At 64.6% G+C, this 17797-nt stretch carries 20 protein-coding genes and 1 pseudogene; 11 read left to right on the forward strand and 10 right to left on the reverse strand.

The window, feature by feature from the left end:
* Positions 1 to 36 precede the first annotated feature (36 nt).
* The 6 genes from NHF53_RS17730 to NHF53_RS17755 all read right to left on the reverse strand — a co-directional run bounded on the left by NHF53_RS17730 (position 37) and on the right by NHF53_RS17755 (position 6302).
* Positions 37 to 1068, reverse strand: coding sequence for a peptidoglycan -binding protein (locus NHF53_RS17730; RefSeq protein ID WP_252835409.1), 1032 nt, complete (start codon positions 1066 to 1068; stop codon positions 37 to 39).
* A 3-nt stretch (positions 1069 to 1071) separates the two neighbouring features.
* Positions 1072 to 2103 carry a flagellar motor protein MotA gene (locus NHF53_RS17735; protein WP_252835410.1) on the reverse strand — a complete coding sequence of 344 codons (1032 nt, stop codon included), beginning with the start codon at positions 2101 to 2103 and terminating at the stop codon, positions 1072 to 1074.
* A gap of 101 nt (positions 2104 to 2204) precedes the next feature.
* Positions 2205 to 3005, reverse strand: a complete 801-nt coding sequence (locus NHF53_RS17740) for an inositol monophosphatase family protein (RefSeq protein WP_114364217.1) — start codon at positions 3003 to 3005, stop codon at positions 2205 to 2207.
* A 143-nt stretch (positions 3006 to 3148) separates the two neighbouring features.
* Positions 3149 to 4417 carry a DUF4010 domain-containing protein gene (locus NHF53_RS17745; protein WP_252835411.1) on the reverse strand — a complete coding sequence of 423 codons (1269 nt, stop codon included), beginning with the start codon at positions 4415 to 4417 and terminating at the stop codon, positions 3149 to 3151.
* A gap of 116 nt (positions 4418 to 4533) precedes the next feature.
* Positions 4534 to 5640, reverse strand: coding sequence for a tetratricopeptide repeat protein (locus tag NHF53_RS17750; protein ID WP_252835412.1), 1107 nt, complete (start codon positions 5638 to 5640; stop codon positions 4534 to 4536).
* An 8-nt stretch (positions 5641 to 5648) separates the two neighbouring features.
* A complete protein-coding gene (locus NHF53_RS17755; protein ID WP_252835413.1) occupies positions 5649 to 6302 on the reverse strand; it encodes a thiamine phosphate synthase in 654 nt (217 codons plus the stop codon).
* A 106-nt stretch (positions 6303 to 6408) separates the two neighbouring features.
* Here NHF53_RS17755 and NHF53_RS17760 point away from each other — a divergent pair, with 106 nt between their 5' ends.
* Both NHF53_RS17760 and NHF53_RS17765 read left to right on the forward strand, forming a co-directional pair.
* The gene (locus NHF53_RS17760; RefSeq protein WP_252835414.1) at positions 6409 to 7173 is read left to right on the forward strand and encodes a sulfite exporter TauE/SafE family protein; all 765 of its coding nucleotides are present in this window, start codon (positions 6409 to 6411) and stop codon (positions 7171 to 7173) included.
* An 80-nt stretch (positions 7174 to 7253) separates the two neighbouring features.
* Complete coding sequence (locus NHF53_RS17765; protein ID WP_112689861.1) at positions 7254 to 7514, forward strand: metalloregulator ArsR/SmtB family transcription factor; 261 nt, start codon at positions 7254 to 7256, stop codon at positions 7512 to 7514.
* A 181-nt stretch (positions 7515 to 7695) separates the two neighbouring features.
* Here the strand turns inward: NHF53_RS17765 and NHF53_RS17770 are convergent, their stop codons facing one another.
* Positions 7696 to 7872, reverse strand: coding sequence for a YdcH family protein (locus NHF53_RS17770; protein WP_112689862.1), 177 nt, complete (start codon positions 7870 to 7872; stop codon positions 7696 to 7698).
* A gap of 229 nt (positions 7873 to 8101) precedes the next feature.
* Between NHF53_RS17770 and NHF53_RS17775 the strand changes: the two genes are divergently transcribed.
* From NHF53_RS17775 to NHF53_RS17800, 6 genes are all read left to right on the forward strand, one after another.
* Positions 8102 to 8305 (forward strand): YdcH family protein, encoded by a 204-nt coding sequence (locus tag NHF53_RS17775; RefSeq protein ID WP_112689863.1) that lies wholly within the window; start codon positions 8102 to 8104, stop codon positions 8303 to 8305.
* Between the two features lie 17 nt (positions 8306 to 8322).
* The gene (gene purE, locus NHF53_RS17780) at positions 8323 to 8820 is read left to right on the forward strand and encodes a 5-(carboxyamino)imidazole ribonucleotide mutase (protein WP_252835415.1); all 498 of its coding nucleotides are present in this window, start codon (positions 8323 to 8325) and stop codon (positions 8818 to 8820) included.
* Positions 8817 to 9884: a 5-(carboxyamino)imidazole ribonucleotide synthase gene (locus NHF53_RS17785; RefSeq protein WP_170141907.1), complete on the forward strand. Its 1068-nt coding sequence runs from the start codon at positions 8817 to 8819 to the stop codon at positions 9882 to 9884. The genes purE and NHF53_RS17785 overlap by 4 nt, the downstream gene beginning before the upstream one ends.
* 176 nt (positions 9885 to 10060) lie before the next feature.
* The gene (gene ykgO, locus NHF53_RS17790) at positions 10061 to 10186 is read left to right on the forward strand and encodes a type B 50S ribosomal protein L36 (protein WP_003497670.1); all 126 of its coding nucleotides are present in this window, start codon (positions 10061 to 10063) and stop codon (positions 10184 to 10186) included.
* 126 nt (positions 10187 to 10312) lie between these two features.
* Entirely contained in the window at positions 10313 to 10924 is a 612-nt protein-coding gene (locus tag NHF53_RS17795; protein ID WP_252835416.1) for a hypothetical protein, read from the forward strand.
* 99 nt (positions 10925 to 11023) lie between these two features.
* Positions 11024 to 12013 carry an alpha/beta fold hydrolase gene (locus NHF53_RS17800; protein ID WP_252835417.1) on the forward strand — a complete coding sequence of 330 codons (990 nt, stop codon included), beginning with the start codon at positions 11024 to 11026 and terminating at the stop codon, positions 12011 to 12013.
* A gap of 133 nt (positions 12014 to 12146) precedes the next feature.
* On the opposite strand, the gene pyk is transcribed toward NHF53_RS17800, so the two are convergent.
* Positions 12147 to 13586, reverse strand: coding sequence for a pyruvate kinase (pyk, locus tag NHF53_RS17805; RefSeq protein WP_114364226.1), 1440 nt, complete (start codon positions 13584 to 13586; stop codon positions 12147 to 12149).
* A pseudogene (locus NHF53_RS17810) lies at positions 13586 to 13969 on the reverse strand (DUF1036 domain-containing protein); the annotation flags it as partial. The pseudogene NHF53_RS17810 and the gene pyk, both read right to left, overlap by 1 nt.
* Before the next feature lie 296 nt (positions 13970 to 14265).
* Between NHF53_RS17810 and NHF53_RS17815 the strand changes: the two are divergent.
* From NHF53_RS17815 to NHF53_RS17825, 3 genes are all read left to right on the forward strand, one after another.
* Complete coding sequence (locus tag NHF53_RS17815; RefSeq protein ID WP_252835418.1) at positions 14266 to 15060, forward strand: N-formylglutamate amidohydrolase; 795 nt, start codon at positions 14266 to 14268, stop codon at positions 15058 to 15060.
* Between the two features lie 23 nt (positions 15061 to 15083).
* Positions 15084 to 15380, forward strand: coding sequence for a DUF1244 domain-containing protein (locus NHF53_RS17820; protein WP_254008003.1), 297 nt, complete (start codon positions 15084 to 15086; stop codon positions 15378 to 15380).
* 93 nt (positions 15381 to 15473) lie between these two features.
* Positions 15474 to 15740, forward strand: a complete 267-nt coding sequence (locus tag NHF53_RS17825) for a DUF2312 domain-containing protein (RefSeq protein WP_114364229.1) — start codon at positions 15474 to 15476, stop codon at positions 15738 to 15740.
* A gap of 107 nt (positions 15741 to 15847) precedes the next feature.
* On the opposite strand, the gene NHF53_RS17830 is transcribed toward NHF53_RS17825, so the two are convergent.
* Complete coding sequence (locus NHF53_RS17830) at positions 15848 to 17716, reverse strand: DUF882 domain-containing protein (protein ID WP_374591264.1); 1869 nt, start codon at positions 17714 to 17716, stop codon at positions 15848 to 15850.
* Between the last annotated feature and the right edge of the window lie 81 nt (positions 17717 to 17797).

The following is a 17797-nucleotide window of genomic DNA, read 5'->3' on the forward strand; positions in this document are numbered from 1 at the left end:
ATACCAAGTCTCGGTGATATGAACCGAGGCTTGGTATCATCGTTCGGTGAGCTTCAGCTCGATACGCCGGTTCTGCGAGCGCGCCTCCGGGCTGTCGCCCTCGGCGATCGGCTGGAATTCGCCGAAGCCGGCGGCGACCAGCCGGTTGGACGGTACGCCGCGAGAAATCAGGAACTTCACCACCGCGATGGCGCGTGCCGAGGAGAGCTCCCAATTGTCGGCATAGCGGCCGGTGCCGAGCAGCGGCACGTTGTCGGTATGGCCGTCGACGCGCAGCACCCAGTTTATCTCCGCCGGGATTTCCTTGGCGAGATCGATGAGCGCCGTCGCGAGCTTGGCCATCTCGACTTCACCCTCCGGGTTGAGGTCGCTGCCGCCGGACGGGAAGAGCACCTCCGACTGGAAGACGAAGCGGTCGCCGACGATGCGGATGTTCTCGCGGTCGGAGAGAATTTCCCGCAGCCGGCCGAAGAAATCGGAACGGTAGCGGTTGAGCTCCTGGACGCGCTGGGCGAGCGCTACATTGAGGCGCCGGCCGAGATCGGCAATCTTCGCCTGCGACGTCTGGTCCTTGGCCTCGGAGGCCTGCAGCGCCTGCTCGACGGCGGCGATCTGCGCCCGAAGTGCGGCGATCTGCTGGTTCAGCAGTTCCACCTGGCTCAGCGCCCGCGCGCTCACTTCCTTCTCCTGGTCGAGCTGCTGGTTGAGCGTGCCGATGCGGCTGTTTGCGGCTTCCGCCGAGCCGGCACCGCTTGCGAGAAGCTGCTGCAAGCGGCTGCGTTCGCTCTCGGATGCGGAAAGCGACGACTGCAAGGTCGCCAGCGTGTCTTCGAGGTCCTGCTTGCCGCTCTTCTCCAGCGCGAGCAGCTCGGTCAGTTCCGCGATCTGGCTGTTCAGCCGGTTGAGCACCTCGTCCTTGCCGGAGATTTCACGGCTCAGGATGAACTGCGCCAGCACGAAGACAGTGAGCAGGAACATGATGGCGAGAAGCAATGTCGACAGCGCATCGACGAAGCCTGGCCAGTAGTCGACGCCCCGTTCCCGGCGGCGATTGCGCGCTAGGGCCATCGGTTACTCATCCCCGCCCATCTTGTCGTTCAGCCGTTCGAGGACCTTGCGCATGGCGCGGGCATCCTCCTGCTGCTGCTCGATCCAGTCGCGCAGCATCTGCTGTTCGTTGCGCATGTTCTTGACGAGGCCCTGAATGCCCTCGGCGAGATTGGCGACGGCGGCGACGGAGCGCTCGCTGTTGGCGCCGGCCTGCTGCGTCATCAACTTGTGCATCTGTCCGATCAGCCGCTTCATGTCGTCCGAGGAAACGGCCGGCGTCTCGGCGACCGTGAGATCGGAGCCGACGTCCGTCACCGACGAAAGCCAGTTTTCGAGTTCGGTGTAGAAGCGGTTCTGGGCGCGCCCCGCCTGCAGGTCCAGGAAGCCGAGGATGAGGGAGCCGGAAAGACCGAGCAGCGAGGATGAAAACGCCGTGCCCATGCCGCTCAGCGGTCCGCTGAGCCCGTTCTTCAGCGCCTGCAGCACGTCGGCACTGTCGCCGGAAGACGGATCGAGCGACTGGATGACCGCGGTGATCGAGCCGATCGTGCCGAGCAAGCCCCAGAAGGTGCCGAGGAGGCCGAGAAAGACGAGAAGCCCGATCAGGTAGCGCGAGGTGTCGCGTGATTCGTCGAGCCGCGTGGCGATCGAATCAAGGATGGAGCGAAGCGAGGCGATCGAGATCGCCATGTCCCGACGGCTGCCGATCAGTGAGCGCACCGGTGCGAGCAGGCGCGGCTCGCGGCCAACCTTGTCGGCGCTGCCGGCGGCGAGGAAAGAATTGAACCACCGCACTTCCGGCCGCAGCGCCAGGACATGATTGAAGACCAGGATGATCCCGACGGCGAGCACGCCGAGGATGAGACCGTTCAGTCCGGGATTGGTCACGAAGGCCGCATGGGCCTGCCGGTAGAGGATCGCGGTGATGAAACCCACAATGATCAGGAAGATCAGCATGGTGGTGAAGAAGGGCATCGGGCTCGAGAGCTTGTGCTCGTAATTCCCCGTCCCCGTCTCGGCCGCTTCCAGGTCCGCCAGCTTCACTTTCACCATATCGTCCTCAGCCTCCCGGGATCTTGCAGCGGGAGGCTAGTGGAAAATTGAGACGAATTGAAGGGGCAAGCCGTCGCCGACCACAGCTCGGCGGAACAGCGTCAGGCTTTCGGCACCGGCCGGTTGATCACCTCGACCAGAGCCTTCTGGATGTATTCATTGCCGGCAACGACGGTGCCGGTCGAAAGCATCTCGGTTCCGCCGTCGACGTCACTGCTGAAGCCGCCCGCTTCGCGGATGAGGATCAGGCCGCCTGCGATGTCCCAGGCGTTGAGGTGGGTTTCCCAGTAGCCGTCAAAGCGGCCCGCCGCGACATAGGCGAGATCGAGGGCCGCAGAGCCCATCCGGCGCACGCCGGAGACTTCGCCCATCACATGCCGGAGTTCGACCAGGAACTTGCCGTGATTGCTCTTGCCAAGATGCGGGATCCCGCAGGCGATGACACAGTCGGACAGCGCCTTGCGGGCGGCAACGCGGATACGTCGGTCGTTGAGGAAGGCGCCGCCGCCGCGCTCGGCGGTGAAGAGCTCGTCAGTCGCCGGATTGAAGACGACGCCGGCGACGACTTCGCCGTTGCGTTCGAGCGCGATCGACACGGCGAACTGCGGAATGCCGTGGAGGAAGTTGGTGGTGCCGTCGAGCGGATCGACGAGCCAGCGATGGGAGCCGTCGGTGCCGATGATCTCCTCGCTCTCCTCGCCGAGGAAGCCGTAGGTCGGGCGCGCCTTCAGCAGTTCTTCCCGGACGATCTTCTCCGCACGGAAGTCTGCCTGCGAGACGAAGTCACCGGGCCCCTTCACCGAAACCTGCAGGTTCTGCACCTCGCCGAAATCGCGTGCCAGCGACTTGCCGGCCTTGAGTGCGGCCTGAACCATGACATTGAGAAGAGCTGAACGGGCCATTTCGATATTTTCCCTGAAATCTGCGGCGAGGCGCGCGGCTTCGGTGAGCGGCGGCGCATGAAGGATCGCGGAGCCGGTTCAAGACCACAAAAATCGCCCGAATTCAAGGGGCTTTGCCTGTCTTCTCGGGCAAGCGGCGGCCTTCAGGAGACAGGCGGCACGAGAGTGACCGCCAAAGCGGCGAGCGAGGCGAGGATCGACGCACCCCAGACATGCAGGCTGAAAGCCCGGCCGGTAAGGGCCGAGGCATAGACCGCCTTGGCGGCAATGTTGGCGAACACCGCGATGCCAATCGCCTCCACGGCCGTCTCCCGGGTAAGCGTCGGAAGCATGCCGGCGACCGCAACGGTCGCGGCATCGATATCCGCAAGCCCCGACAACCCTGCCGCAAGGATGAGGCCGGCCGCGCCGAAATAGGTTGCTGCGGCGCGCGCCAGAAAGGCGACGACCACGAGAAGCAGCGCCATCTTGGCGACCGCCGAAAGCTCGAACGGGTTCTGCGGCATGCGCGCACCGTCGCTCGGCGACGCGCGAGCGGCAAGCAGGAGTGCGTAAGCCGTCATCACGCAACCGCCCGCGGCGAGCGGCGGCAGGAGCGATGGCAGCAGCGAGGCGGCAAGCGTTCCGACGAGAAAGGCGGTACGGACAAGCGAAACCGCGCCGGCGGCAATGGCGCCGGCAGCGAGCGTGCGGCTCGATTCTTCGTCACGAGCCTGCCTGGCAAACGCGATCGTGGTGCCCGTCGACGAGACGAGACCACCGATGGCGCCGGCCAGCAGATCGCCGCGCGAGGGACCGAGAATGCGCACCGCCACGTAGCCGACGAAGGAAATCGAGGCGAGCATGATGGCGACCAGGACGAGACTTGCCGGAGAGACGCCGCCGAACGGCCCGATCGGCTCTTCCGGAATGACCGGCAGGAGAACGAAGGTCATCGCAAGCAGGATCACCGCGGAACGCAATTCGACCCATTGCAGGCGCTGGATCGCCTGGTGGAGAAACTGCTTGGCAGCGAGGATCGCAAGCAGCGCCACGCCGCCGGCCGAAGCGAGCGTCATGTCGCCGAGGACGGCGACAACGCCGAGGCCGAAGGTGAGCATGGCCGCGACAACCGAGGTGACGCTGAAGGACTTCGAGGCGATCGCCTCGCGCAGTTCGAAGACGGCGACCACCAGCGTCATCGCAACCAGGAAGCCCGTGACGGCGATTCCCGATCCGGCAACACCCGGGGAAAGGTACTTCTCGACGAGGCCGGCGACGCCGCCGGTCATGCCGATCATCGTGAAGGTGCGGATGCCGGCTGCCCGGGCGCCTTCCGGCTCGTCCTTGGCGCGCCAGTGGCGCTCGACGCCGACCGCCGCCCCGATCGCGATCGCCAGTCCAAGCCGCTGATAGAGTTCGATCTCGTCCATCCACTCCCCCGGCAGCGATGACGCGCCCGTCCGATTCGGAATGTTCGCATTCCACCGCGGAGACCGCCAGAGAAAATGTCCGAATCCGCGCCCGCAGAATGGGCTCGACCGGACGCTCAGCCGCGCCGGAACTTGTTCGCCGCCTCGATCGCCTTCTTCTGCTGCTCGTCGGTGAGGCCGAGGTAGAAGTCCTCGAGCGCAGGGTCCTTGAGCCCGGCGCGGCGCGACAGCACGTACCACTTCGCCGCCTCGACCGGGTCGGGACGTGTACCGAGCGCGTTGACGTAAAGATGGGCGAGACGGTTCTGTGCGACCACGTTGCCGCGCTTCGCGGCGAGACTCAACCAGCGGAAGCCCTCGTCGTAGTTCCGCTCGCCGCCGATGCCGTTCACCAGCCAGATCCCCATGTCGAGCTGGGCGGTGTCGAAGCCGGCGCGCGCCGCCCTCAGCAGCCAGTAACGGGCCTTCGACTTCTTGTCCTCTGGAACATCCCTGACGGCGTTGTACACCTGCGCGACAGCGTATTGCGCGTCGGCGATCCCCTGTTCGGCGGATTTTTCGTAGAAGGGCAGCGCAAGCTTGAGCCCCTTCTCTCCGGGATTGTCGGAGACGAGCGTCTGCGCCCAGTTGAACTGCGCGGAGGCGTTGCCGGCCTCGGCGGCCTTGCGCATGTATTCGTCGGCCTTGGCCTTGTCGCGCGGGACATCGCGGCCCTCCATGAGGAGCAGCGCATACTTGAACATCGCCGCAGGATCACCGCCTGCCGCCGCCTGCCCGTACCAGAAGGCGGCGGCCTTTTCGTCGCGCTTCACCCCGAAACCGCGCGAGGTCATCTCTGCGATCAGGGTCTGCGCCGCCGGATCGCCGAGCTGCGCCCGCGGCAGTGCCTTGTCGATCGCAGTGAGATAGAGCCCGCGCTGGAAGGCGCCGTAGGCGTCGTCGACCGGTCCCTTGTATTCCGGCTCGGGCGGCAGGTCGGGAAGCGGCACTCCCATGCGCTCGAAAAGGGTAAGCCCCTTGGAGGAGGAGCCCGCCCCGTCCTTGCCCGCACCGTTGCCGGAGGTCGGGCGGTCGCCGCGCTCCAGCGTGCCTGCGTCCGCGGGCAGCGGGCGGGTGAGCGCCTCATCCTTGCCCTGCGCCCGCACGGGCGCGGCATGGCCGCTCCAGAGCGCAATGGAGACGGACGAAAACAGGATGCCGAGAGAATATCGAATGAACCGCATGACGAGGTTCAATCTTCAAACCGTGGCGCTTTTTCGTCAAGGACCGCATTGACCGACGCGACCACGCTCGCAGCCTGGGCGGGGTCGGCAAACACCGCCCTGCCGAGAGCGACGAATTCCACGCCGGTTTCAGCGACGGCGAGCGCCGATGCGGGATCGTTGCCTCCCATCACCAGCGCGGGGATTTCCACCATGGCCGCCCACCATTCGCCGAGGGCCAGGTTCTTCGAATGCGCCTCCGGCTTGATGTCACCGTCGAGCCGACCGAAGAAGATGTAATCCGGCTGCACCTCGCCGATCTCGAGCGCGTGATGGCGATCCATCGCATTGCCGCCACCAACGATCAGCTTCGGCGCATGCTTCTCCACCGCCTCGGCGAGCGCTGCCGCATTGCCGGTGATGTGCAGGCCGTCGGCCTTGACGCGACCGGCGACCCGGCTGTTGTCGACGACGAGCGCTGCAGCGCCCGCCGCCTGGATGACGGGCACCAGCTTCTCGGCATGCTTCTGGAATGCCGTATCGTCGAGATCGTATTGCGGAATGATGACGGAGGCGACATCCCCGCCCCTCAGCGCGTCACCGACGATGCGGGCCTTTTCCTCCGCATCGGCGATGTCGGGCACGATCAGCACAAGGCGGCAGCGGTCTTCAGGTCCGGTCATCGGTCAATCCATTTTCGGCGAAATCGATAGGGGGTGTCAGATTCCACCCTCGTTTTGTTCAAGTGAATCCGATAGACCGGTCTGGTCCAAGGATCAATGGAAACAAATGCTGCCCGACATACAGTTCTTCGCCGCCGCGATACCGGCCGTCGCCCTCGTCGGTCTTTCCAAGGGAGGCCTCGGCGGTGCGCTCGCCCTGATCGGCGTCCCGATGATGGCGCTCGTGGTGCCGCCGCTCCAGGCAGCGGCGATCTTCCTGCCGATCCTGCTCGTCATGGACGCGGTCGCGCTCTGGGCCTGGCGCAAACACAACAACCGGCCGACGCTCTTCGCCATGCTGCCGGGCGCGATCCTCGGCATCGCCATCGCCTGGGCGACCTCGGCCTATGTCTCGGCGAACGCCATGCGCCTCATTCTCGGCGGCATCGCCCTTCTCTTCGCCGTTCGCTATTTCGTCGAAACCTTCGGTCCGCGACGGCACGAGGAGCGGCCGGCCGCGCCCGAACGCCCCGTCGCCGGCACCATCTGGGGCAGCCTTTCCGGCTACGCGAGCTTCGTCGCCCATGCCGGCGGCCCGCCCTTCCAGATCTACGTACTGCCCCTGAAACTCGACCCGCTGACCTATACCGGCACCAGCACGCGCTTCTTCGCGATCGTCAACGCCATCAAGGTCATCCCCTATTTTGCGCTCGGCAACCTCGACAGCACCAACCTCACCCTGTCGGCCACACTGCTGCCGGTCGCCCTCGTCTCGACGTTGATCGGCGCCCGCATCGTCCGTTACCTGAAGCCCGCGGTGTTCTACCCGCTGATGTATGGGATGGTGCTGGTCGCGGCAGGCAAACTCGTCTGGGACGGACTGCAGTTCTAGGCCACCGAGAGCGAGCGCAAGGTTTGCTGCACTGCACATCTTGTCTTGCCCGACGGCCCCACTTGCCGTAGGTTGACGCCATGTCGAACTCGGATCCCTTTGCAGCGATTGCCGACCCGAACCGGCGCCATCTCCTGGAGGAGCTTCGCCGAGCCCCCAGGACCGTCAACGATCTTGCCAAGGGCCTGCCGATCAGCCGGCCTGCCGTCTCCCAGCACCTGAAGGCCCTGCTGGACTGTGACCTCGTGACCGTCACCGCATCCGGCACCAAGCGTATCTACTCGGTGAACATTCCGGGCTTCAACCGGATGAACCTCTGGCTCGACCAGTTCTGGAACTGAGACCCGGTCCCCGTCCTTCGCAGACGCTTGCCCTCGCCTCGCGTGTGTCGCCTCCCGGCAATACCTCTGACAACGAAAAGCCCCGAAAACCGCTCTGGTTTCCGGGGCATATAAGGATGATCGGAGAATTGTCTCTCAGCCGGGGCGGGTCCGACGGCCCACCCGGCGGGAACGAGAAATGTCAGTGTCGGGTGGACGACCTCAGACGTTCGATCTCGTCCTTGATGCGCAGCTTGTGCCGCTTGATCTCTGCGATTTCCTTGTCATCGACGGAGGGAGATGTAAGAGCAGTGTGAAGCCTCTCCTCAAGGGCTCCGTGCTTCTTTTCGAGCGATTCAAGATGAGCCTGAATGGTCATTTGATGCGTCCTTCCTTTCGCCTGCCTCCAGCCGTCCACCGCTGGGGCCTCAGGCATTACGACAGCAGTGTGACACGAAGAATGTGTTTTGTCGAAGGCCAAAGCAGCGACTCGTCGCCGCAATTTCCGGATCAAGGATAACTTCCCGTTACCTGCATTTGGTGATAGGAGCTTGCGCGAATCTTCGGCGCAATCGACAAAGATACGAAGACGACATGGGGACACGAACATGCCCGATCAGGAACAGGCGGACATCAGGCTTCAGCTGGCAAGACTCCGCCAGGAGCATGAGGACTACGACGTTGCGATCAACGCGATGACGGCGACCGGATGCGACGTCCTGCGCATCCAGCGCATGAAGAAGAAGAAGCTTGTGATCAAGGACCGGATGAGCAAGCTCGAAGACCAGATCATTCCCGATATCATCGCCTGAGAGAAAGGGCCACGACGATGACCGAGGAGCGCCCTCCCGTCGCCATCATCATGGGAAGCCAATCCGACTGGGAAACCATGAAGAATGCCGCCGATACGCTGGACGCGCTCGGCGTCAGCTACGAGGCCCGCATCATCTCCGCTCACCGAACGCCGGATCGGCTGGTCGCCTTCGCCAAGGGTGCGCGTGACGAAGGGTTCAAGGTCATCATCGCCGGTGCCGGCGGCGCGGCACACCTGCCCGGCATGGCCGCGGCGATGACGCCGTTGCCCGTCTTCGGGGTTCCGGTCCAGTCGCGAGCCCTTTCCGGACAGGACAGCCTGCTGTCGATCGTCCAGATGCCCGCGGGCATCCCCGTCGGCACGCTCGCGATCGGCAGGGCCGGCGCGGTGAACGCCGCGCTGCTCGCCGCCGCCGTACTGGCGCTCTTTGACGAAGATCTCGCCGACCGGCTCGACGAATGGCGCGAACGCCAGACCGCCGCCGTCGCCGAATACCCCATGGACGAAGCATGAGCGCCCGCACCATCGGCATCATCGGCGGCGGCCAGCTCGGCCGGATGCTGGCCATTGCCGCCTCCCGCCTGAATTTCCGCACGATCATCCTCGAACCGCAGGCGGACTGTCCGGCCGCGCAACTTGCAAACCGCCAGATCACGGCCGCCTATGCCGATCCGGTGGCGCTCGCCGAGCTTGCGGCCGATTGCGACATCGTCACCTACGAATTCGAGAACGTTCCGGTCGAGGCCGCCGAGATGCTGGCCCGCAACGTTCCGGTCTATCCGCCGCCGAAGGCGCTCGAAGTGGCGCAGGACCGGCTGACGGAGAAGCGGTTCCTGAACGGCTGCGGTATCCCGACCGCGCGGTTCCATGCCGTCGACGATCAGGCGCAGCTCGAGGCGGCGCTTGCCGATTTCGGCGGATGCGGCGTCCTGAAGACCCGCCGCCTCGGCTATGACGGCAAGGGCCAGCGCGTCTTCCGTTCGGCGGACGAAAGCCCCGCCGGCGCCTTCGAAGCCTTGGGCGGCGTGCCGCTGATCCTCGAAAGCTTCGTTCCCTTCGAGCGCGAAATCTCGATCATCGCCGCCCGCGGGACTGACGGTGCGGTCGCCTGCTACGATCCGGCGGAGAACGTCCATCGTGACGGCATTCTCGACACCTCGACGCTGCCCGCCCGTATTTCCGACGCTACGGCGCAGGCCGCCCGCGACGCCGCGAAGAAGCTCCTCGATGCGCTGAACTATGTCGGCGTTGTCGGAATCGAGTTCTTCGTCCTGCCGGACGGCAGCCTCGTCGCCAACGAGATCGCGCCGAGGGTGCACAATTCCGGCCACTGGACGGAGGCGGCCTGCGTCGTCTCGCAGTTCGAGCAGCATATCCGGGCGATCGCCTCCCTGCCGCTCGGCGATCCTCGCCGCCACTCGGACTGCGTGATGACCAACCTCATCGGCGACGACATCCTGCAGGTACCCGACTGGCTTTCGCGCCCCGACGTGCTCGTCCATCTCTACGGCAAGACCGAGTCGCGGCCCGGCCGGAAGATGGGACACGTCACCGAATTGACGGCCGGACGCCGCTGATAAGGCAGGAAAATCCGGCGCGGAGCGCTGGAAAACCGGTCCAACCGGTTGACACGAAGGGCTTTGTCGGGCTATTGGCCACCAACCCTAAAGGAGCGCGCCCCGCGGCGCGCTTTTGATTGTTGAAGACAACGGGCGAATCGAAAGTTCCCCGGCAACCGTTGCGGATCAGGAAAATGAAGATCAAGAATTCGCTGAAAGCGCTCAAGGCCCGTCATCGCGATAACCGTCTGGTTCGCCGCAAGGGTCGCGTCTACATCATCAACAAGCAGAACCCGCGCTTCAAGGCCCGTCAGGGCTGATCTGCGGGACGCGTCGCCGTCTCACGCCATCACCCGGGTTTGCCGGGCTGGATGGAGGGAAGCGACGATTGCGGCCTTCTCTTGATTTTGATTTGAAACATAGCGCAGGCGGTCTATCATAACCGCATGCGCTATTTTCGTTGCACGTTCATGATTGCGGGCCTCCTTGTCGCCTGCGGTCCGGCCCTCTCCCAGGACATCGGCCCCTCCTCCACGGAGAACGCGGCGACCGAGGCGCAGACGCTCGGTGACGAGTCGGTGAAGGACATCCAGTCGCTCCTGACCGACCTCAAGAGAGAGCGTGACCCGGAAGCGGCGAGCGAAATCGCCGCGGAGATCACCACCCACTGGAACACCTCCGGCAGCCCGACCATCGACCTCCTGATGCAGTGGGCGTCCGAGGCAATCAAGGAGAAGCGCAATCCGGCCGCGCTCGACTTCCTCGACCAGGCGATCACGCTGAAGCCGGACTTCGTCGGCGCATGGAACCAGCGCGCCACGCTCCACTACACCATGAACAACTACAGCAAGGCAATGTCCGACATCGAGCATGTACTGGCGATCGAGCCGCGCCACTTCGGAGCGCTCGCCGGCATGGCCGCGATCCTTGCCGAGCGTGGCCGGGAGGAAATGTCGCTGAAGGCGTGGGAACGTTACCTCGAGATCTATCCGACCGACCGCGAGGCGCAGGACCTGGTAACGAAGCTCTCGGAGAAGCTCGCCGGCAGCCGGACGTGAGTGTGCCTGCGTCGATCCGCATGCCCGGCGCCCCCTGCCGATCCCCCTTTCCTCGATCCACAGCCTCTGACCCGGCCCCGAACCTTCCGGATTCGAATCATGCTCCTTTCCGCCCTCGCCTCCCTTGTCGGTCTCGCATCGCTCTCCGCCGCCGGCACCGCGCTGCGGGCCCGCGCGATCGAAGAGAACGCCCCCAATATCGGCGAGAAAACTGATCTCGGCGGTTTCGCCGTCAACGCACTGCACGTCCCGGCCGGGCGGAATCCGGACCTTCCGCCCATTGTCTTCATTCATGGTACCAGTGGCAATCTGCGCGACCAGGCAGCGACGTTCCTGAAACCTCTCCGAGACCGCGCCGAATTGCTCTTCGTAGACCGCCCGGGCCACGGCTATTCCGAACGCGGCGGTCCGGAAAACGCCTATCCGGACGGCCAGGCGGCGGCGATCGCGCTGCTCATGGAAAAGCGCGGCATCGAGCGGGCGATCATCGTCGGCCATTCCTTCGGCGGCGCGATCGCGGCGAGCTTCGGCGTTCTGTACCCCGACAAGACCGTGGGCCTGCTGTTCCTTGCGCCAGCGACGCATCCCTGGCCGGGTGGCGTAGACTGGTACTATCGCCTGGCCTCCACGCCGGTTGTCGGCCCCCTTTTCTGCCATACGGTGGCACTGCATGCCGGCATGGCACGGCTGGAAGCCGCCACCCGTAACGTCTTCGCCCCCAATCCACGTCCCGACACCTATGTTGCAGACACCGCCCCTACTCTCGTTCTTCGCCCCGCCACCTTCCACGCCAATGCGAAAGACGTCGCCAATCTGCACGGCTATGTGTCGCAGTTCTCGCCCCGCTATCGCGAGATCAAGGCGCCGACGGTGATCGTCACGGGTGACAGCGACGACATCGTTCTGGCGCAAATCCATTCGCGCGGGCTTGCCCGCGACATCGAGGGATCCGAACTCGTCTGGATCAAGGGCCTCGGCCACAAGCCGGACTATGCCGCACGCCATCTCGCAATTTCGGCGATGGAGAAGATCGCGGGCCAAGAACACGACCTGCAGGCCATGGCGCAGCGGCTGGAGCCGGAGCGTTGAAGCGGGCGGTGTTGCCGCACCGGCTCCCGCCATGCGGCGGCATGACCGGTAGCCCCACACGAACATCCTTCAATCACGCATGAAAAAGCCGCCCTGAAGGCGGCTTTTCGTTCGGCGTTCGTAGCAGAGATCGTCAGACGCCGCTCAGGCCGTCCGACCCGATATAGGCGATCCTCAGCATGTTCGTCGAACCCGGCGTGCCGAGCGGAACGCCGGCGGAGATGATCACCCGGTCGCCCGGCTTGCCGAAGCCTTCCTGTACGACGATCCGGCAGGCGCGATTGACCATGTCGTCGAGGTCGGTCGGCTCTTCCGAGACCACGCAGTGCAGGCCCCATACGACCGAGAGACGGCGGGCCGTCTGGATGACCGGCGAGAGCGCGATGATCGGCACCTCGGGACGCTCGCGCGAGGCACGCAAGCCGGTGGTGCCGGACGACGTGTAGCAGACGATAGCCGAAAGCTTCAGCGTCTCGGCGATCTGGCGGGCGGCGAGCGAGATGGCATCCGCCCCCGTCGCTTCCGGCTGGGCACGCTGGGCATAGATGATGCCCGGATAGTGCGGTTCGCGCTCCACGGTGAAGGCGATCGACGCCATGGTCGAGACGGCTTCCACCGGATACTGGCCGGACGCCGATTCGGCCGACAGCATGATCGCGTCCGCACCTTCGAAAACGGCGGTCGCGACGTCGGAGACTTCCGCACGGGTCGGGACCGGGGCGGAGATCATCGATTCCAGCATCTGGGTCGCGACGACGACCGGCTTGCCGGCCTTGCGGCAGGCGCGGATCAGCTGCTTCTGCAGGCCCGGAACCGCTTCGAGCGGCATTTCGACACCGAGGTCGCCGCGCGCCACCATCAGCGCGTCGGAGAGCTCGATGATCTCGTCGATGCGCTCGATCGCCTGCGGCTTCTCGATCTTGGACATGAGGCCGACGCGGCCGCGTGCCACCTTGCGGACATCCGCGAGGTCTTCCGGACGCTGAATGAAGGAGAGCGCGACCCAATCGACCTCACCGGTCGCGAGCACCGCATCGAGGTCGGAGCGGTCCTTGTCCGTCAGGGCGCCGACGCCGAGCAGCGTGTCGGGCAGGCTCACGCCCTTGCGGTCGGAGATCTTGGTGCCGGAGACGACCGTCGTGACGATGCTCTTGCCGTCGCATTTTTCCGCACGCAGGTGCAGCTTGCCGTCGTCGATCAAGAGCCGGTGGCCGGGCTTCACCGCTTCCAGGATTTCCGGATGCGGCAGGTAGACCCGGGTGTTGTCGCCGGGCTCGTCGCGGTTGTCGAGCGTGAAGGTCTGGCCCGGAACGAGCTCGACGGTGGTCGCCGCGAACTTGCCGACGCGAAGCTTCGGCCCCTGCAGGTCGGCGAGGATGCCGATCGGCCGGCCGCAGGCCGCCTCGACGCTGCGGATCCGCGCAATCAGGGTGCGCATCACATCATGGCTCGCATGGCTCATGTTGATGCGGAAGAGATCTGCACCCGCCTCGTGCAGCTTTCGGATCATGGATTCTTCGGAGGATGCAGGTCCGAGGGTGGCGAGGATCTTGACCTTGCGGTTACGCTTCATCAATTCTGGCTTTCTTGCGTGCCGGGCGTATCGGAAAGCTGGACCATCCAGCTGCCCTGGCGGCCGGTGTCATATTCCTTGAAGCCCATCTGCTGATAGCCGCGTGCATAGCAATCCTGTACGCCGACGATCTTGAACTCGTTCTCGGCGACGCACATTTTGATGTCGCCGGCCCAGCGGCCGCCGCGTGCAGCGTCTTCAGCATAGAGATAATAATAACGTGATTTGAGCTCGCCCTCGATCAGGGTCGCGCACGTCGCTGCCGGCACTTGCCACCAGCCCTCCGTGACCCACCCTTCCGCGGCGCGATATCCGATGGCGACGCCGACCAGGTTCTGTGTACCGTTGCAAACCCTGAATTCGGCATGTGCTGCACCAGCCGTCACCAGGGGAGCAAGGAAGGCTCCGGCAATGATCAGGCACTTCGTGTTGCGCACGCTTCCGCGAGCGCTCTTGGTCGAATTTCGCTTCGGCACGATTTCCGATCGAACTCCATTTTGGTGCATCGGTTGCTTTCTTGCGATGATGAGGCGGGAATGTCAACTTAAGTCTAATCGATTAAATTTCAGACCTGAAGCATCGACCGCGATCTTGGCACAAACGTGACGTATGGGAAAGCTTGCGCTCCGCTTTCCCCCATGTCATCAAACCGCAAAGCCAAACGGGCACCCCCTCATCCATGCAAGACTTCTCCGCGTTCGAAATCATACCCGGCCACTATGACAATGGCATGGTGCTGCTGGCCGACCATGCGATGAACCGCCTTCCCGACGAGTACGGCCGGCTCGGACTGCCCGAGGAAGCCTTCCACCGTCACATCGCCTACGACATCGGGATCGAAGGCCTGACGCGCCGGCTTGCGGAGCGGCTCGGCGTGCCGGCGGTGCTCGGCTGCTTCTCGCGCCTGCTGATCGATCCCAACCGGGGCGAGGACGACCCCACACTGATCATGAAGATCTCTGACGGAGCGATCATTCCGGGCAACCATCCGATCACGGCGGAGGAATGGCAGAACCGCATAGAGCGGTTCCATCGGCCCTATCACCGCGCGGTCTCCGAGACGATCGAGGCTGTCGCCGCGGGCTCGGGCAAGGCCCCGCTCGTGCTCTCGCTGCACTCCTTCACGCCGGCCTGGAAGGGCGTTCCCCGCCCCTGGCATGCCGCGGTCCTGTGGGATACCGACGACCGTGCGGTGCACCCGCTCCTCGACGGCCTGCGCGCCTCCGGCGACCTGGTAATCGGCGACAACGAGCCCTACGACGGCGCTCTGAGGGGCGACACGATGTACAGCCACTGCATGACGAAGGGCATACCCCACGCGTTGCTCGAGGTGCGGCAGGACCTGATCGGAAGCGAATCGGGCATGGACGCCTGGGCCGACCGGCTGGCACCGATCTTCGCCGCGCTCAACGCCGATCCGGCGCTGCATGCCTACCGGCGCTTCGCCTCGCGCACCGGCGCCTACGAGACCTGAGGAGGAGGAAAACCGTGACGGATATGACACCCGAACAGCAGAGAGATTTCGAGGCCGCGGCCTTCCGCCGGCTGGTCGCCCATCTGAGCAAGCGTACCGATGTGCAGAACATCGACCTCATGAACTTTGCGGGCTTCTGCCGCAACTGCCTCGCCAACTGGTATCACGACGCCGCCCGCGAGGCGGGTGCCGACCTCTCCAAGGACGAGGCCCGCGAACACGTCTACGGCATGCCCTACGAGGAGTGGAAAGCGCTTCACCAGAGCGAGGCGAGCGAGGAACAGAAGGCGGCGTTCGAGCGCAACAGGCCGAAGGAATGAGGGCACAGCCGTCAAACCGGTCTTGACGCGGGCCGCGCTTCGCGGCAGGTCAGCACCCATCCGAATTCGTTTCCAGAGATACAGGAGAACTTCATGTCTGATGCCCACGGCGTCGCCCGCGACCAGCTTCGCGCCTTTGTCGAAAGGATCGAGCGGCTGGAAGAAGAAAAGAAGACCATCGCCGACGACATCAAGGATGTTTACGGCGAAGCCAAGGGCATGGGCTTCGACACCAAGATCCTGAAGAAGGTCATTGCGTTGCGCAAGAAGGACGAACAGGAACGGATGGAAGAGGACCTGATCCTCGACACCTACCTGCATGCACTCGGCATGATCGAAAGCCCGCCGGACGAGCAGTAAAAGTGCGGACGTAAAGCAGCGTCACCGACGAAGAACGAGAAAGCCCGCCGGCGATGCCGGCGGGCTTTCTCTTTGGGTCACGTTCCTGCTGAAAGCCCCGAATCCCGTCAGGGGGTTACCGGGCCGAAGCGGCCGGAATCGACCGGCTGGGCATCACCCTTGAAGCCGACGGGGTAGATCTTCGCAGGCTCGGCGCTGAGCGCGCGGCTGACGACCCGCGGCGCCTTGACCGGCTTCGCAACAGTCTCGAACTTGTTCTGGCTGATCGCCCACTGTGACAGCATGGTCTGGGTGAGCGCCGTACCGCCGCTCAGGGCGACGCGTGCAGCCTCGGCGTCGGCGCGGCTCGGGCGTCCGCCCTTGGCCGGCAGGCCCGCCTCGATACCGGACTTCGCGGATTTCGCAGCGTCCGGAGCATCGAAGACATCACCGAAGTCGACGCTGCGGGCCGAAGGCTCAGGCTGCGGATGAAGGGCAGCAACCTCGACCGGCGCTTCCATCGCCTGCGCAGCGGCCGCATCGGCCTGACGGCTTTCCTCAAGCGCCGCGGCGGCTTCGGGCGACAGGATCGCCTGCTCGATCTCGTCCGCCTCCGCCTCTTCCTGACCATCGGCCTGCGCAAGCAGGGCCTCTGCGACAGCCGGACGGCCGATCGGAACGGGAACGGCAAAATCCGCCGTTTCCGCGCCGACCTGGGCAGGATCGACCGACGCCGTCATGATCTCGCCTTCGGCGTCGCCCTTCATCCCGCGCGGGCCGAGCAGGGTCGGAACGGGGATCTTGTAGGTCTGGAGATCGGCGAAGGTCTCGTTGCCTTGCGGCGTTGCGGCGGCGACCTGCGACAGCGCTTCCTCCGCCGGATTGCGGGCCGGAGAGTAAAGGGCCACGGCCAGACTGGTGTCGCCGACCTGCGGCCTGAGCGACGGACGCGACAGCGGCACCGGCGCATTGTCGACCATCGTCGGCGCTGCCGCGGCGGGCGCGGCTTCGACGGCAGGCGGAGCGGCGGTTTCCACGCCCGGAGGTGGTGCTGCCGAGGCCATCATGACCGGCGGCGAATTCGTCAGCACGGGCTGCTGCCGCGTGGCCGGACGTTCGCTGGGCACGACGATATCTTCTTCCTCGTCCTCGTCGCCGGTTCCGAACAGGAAGGCGAGAAGGTTCTTGCGCTTGCCCGGCGCCTTGTTGTCGGCGACGACGATATCGTTGGAATTCAGACGCTGCTTGTATTCGGCCATCGCCTGCTGGTAGCCGGGCAGCGGCCTGCCATCGCTCGGAATGTGCAACGTCTTGCCGTTCGGGAAGAGCCGGACGAGCTCGTTGCGCGACATGCGCGGCCAAGAGCGAACGCCGGCGACATCCATGTGGACGAAGGGAGAACCGGAGTTCGGGTAATAGCCGACGCCGCCGGCCTGCATCTTCATGCCGACCTCGCGCAACGTCTTCAGCGAAACACCGGGAATGTAGAAGTCCATCGCCGTGCCGCGCATGTGCTGGCTTTCCTTGGCGACACCCTTGGAGCGCCTGCGCAGCATCGAGTTCGTCTCGGGCGAGCGATAGCCGGACACGACGTTGATGTAGCCGCTCGCGCCCGCCTGTTGATAGACCTGCCAGACGAGATCGAAGAGACGCGGGTTCATCTTCGTCGGCTCGTTGCGGCGCCAGTCGCGGAGAATGTAGTTGAGCTGCTTCAGGCCGCTCGCATCGTAGCGGCCGTTGCGCTTGAAGGTGATGGACGCCTTTTCGCCCGTATGGACGAAATGAATCTTCAACGTGCGGGTCTCCGCCGCGGCCTCGGAGGCCGAACCGGCGAATGCGGCAAGCGAAAGAGCAATGAACAAGAGGGTCAGGAAGAGATGCCTGACGGCAGAAATCGCGTTTGCAGCGTTTCCGTTACGCCCGGCAAAGCCGCAAGGCGCGATCGTTGCATCCGTAATCGGCAATTCAATCCCCGTCCGAAAGACTGCGTCCCACATTATCCAGATGAATGCCAAATGCGGTAACACCATGGCAAAACTGCCACAGATTTGCACTCAATGCATATATAGTGAACGCTT

Source organism: Ciceribacter sp. RN22 (assembly GCF_024054295.1).
Taxonomy (GTDB): Bacteria; Pseudomonadota; Alphaproteobacteria; order Rhizobiales; family Rhizobiaceae; genus Allorhizobium; species Allorhizobium lividum.

Bases quoted from the DNA above. Each gene is read 5' to 3' on its own strand.
- NHF53_RS17825 (WP_114364229.1), top strand. From the start codon at position 15,474: ATGTCTGATGCCCACGGCGTCGCCCGCGACCAGCTTCGCGCCTTTGTC.
- NHF53_RS17815 (WP_252835418.1), top strand. From the start codon at position 14,266: ATGCAAGACTTCTCCGCGTTCGAAATCATACCCGGCCACTATGACAAT.
- purE (WP_252835415.1), top strand. From the start codon at position 8,323: ATGACCGAGGAGCGCCCTCCCGTCGCCATCATCATGGGAAGCCAATCC.
- NHF53_RS17785 (WP_170141907.1), top strand. From the start codon at position 8,817: ATGAGCGCCCGCACCATCGGCATCATCGGCGGCGGCCAGCTCGGCCGG.
- NHF53_RS17775 (WP_112689863.1), top strand. From the start codon at position 8,102: ATGCCCGATCAGGAACAGGCGGACATCAGGCTTCAGCTGGCAAGACTC.
- NHF53_RS17735 (WP_252835410.1), bottom strand. From the start codon at position 2,103: ATGGTGAAAGTGAAGCTGGCGGACCTGGAAGCGGCCGAGACGGGGACG.
- ykgO (WP_003497670.1), top strand. From the start codon at position 10,061: ATGAAGATCAAGAATTCGCTGAAAGCGCTCAAGGCCCGTCATCGCGAT.
- NHF53_RS17830 (WP_374591264.1), bottom strand. From the start codon at position 17,716: ATGTGGGACGCAGTCTTTCGGACGGGGATTGAATTGCCGATTACGGAT.
- NHF53_RS17765 (WP_112689861.1), top strand. From the start codon at position 7,254: ATGTCGAACTCGGATCCCTTTGCAGCGATTGCCGACCCGAACCGGCGC.
- NHF53_RS17770 (WP_112689862.1), bottom strand. From the start codon at position 7,872: ATGACCATTCAGGCTCATCTTGAATCGCTCGAAAAGAAGCACGGAGCC.
- NHF53_RS17745 (WP_252835411.1), bottom strand. From the start codon at position 4,417: ATGGACGAGATCGAACTCTATCAGCGGCTTGGACTGGCGATCGCGATC.
- NHF53_RS17750 (WP_252835412.1), bottom strand. From the start codon at position 5,640: ATGCGGTTCATTCGATATTCTCTCGGCATCCTGTTTTCGTCCGTCTCC.
- NHF53_RS17820 (WP_254008003.1), top strand. From the start codon at position 15,084: ATGACACCCGAACAGCAGAGAGATTTCGAGGCCGCGGCCTTCCGCCGG.
- NHF53_RS17730 (WP_252835409.1), bottom strand. From the start codon at position 1,068: ATGGCCCTAGCGCGCAATCGCCGCCGGGAACGGGGCGTCGACTACTGG.
- NHF53_RS17740 (WP_114364217.1), bottom strand. From the start codon at position 3,005: ATGGCCCGTTCAGCTCTTCTCAATGTCATGGTTCAGGCCGCACTCAAG.
- NHF53_RS17760 (WP_252835414.1), top strand. From the start codon at position 6,409: ATGCTGCCCGACATACAGTTCTTCGCCGCCGCGATACCGGCCGTCGCC.
- NHF53_RS17795 (WP_252835416.1), top strand. From the start codon at position 10,313: ATGCGCTATTTTCGTTGCACGTTCATGATTGCGGGCCTCCTTGTCGCC.
- pyk (WP_114364226.1), bottom strand. From the start codon at position 13,586: ATGAAGCGTAACCGCAAGGTCAAGATCCTCGCCACCCTCGGACCTGCA.
- NHF53_RS17800 (WP_252835417.1), top strand. From the start codon at position 11,024: ATGCTCCTTTCCGCCCTCGCCTCCCTTGTCGGTCTCGCATCGCTCTCC.
- NHF53_RS17755 (WP_252835413.1), bottom strand. From the start codon at position 6,302: ATGACCGGACCTGAAGACCGCTGCCGCCTTGTGCTGATCGTGCCCGAC.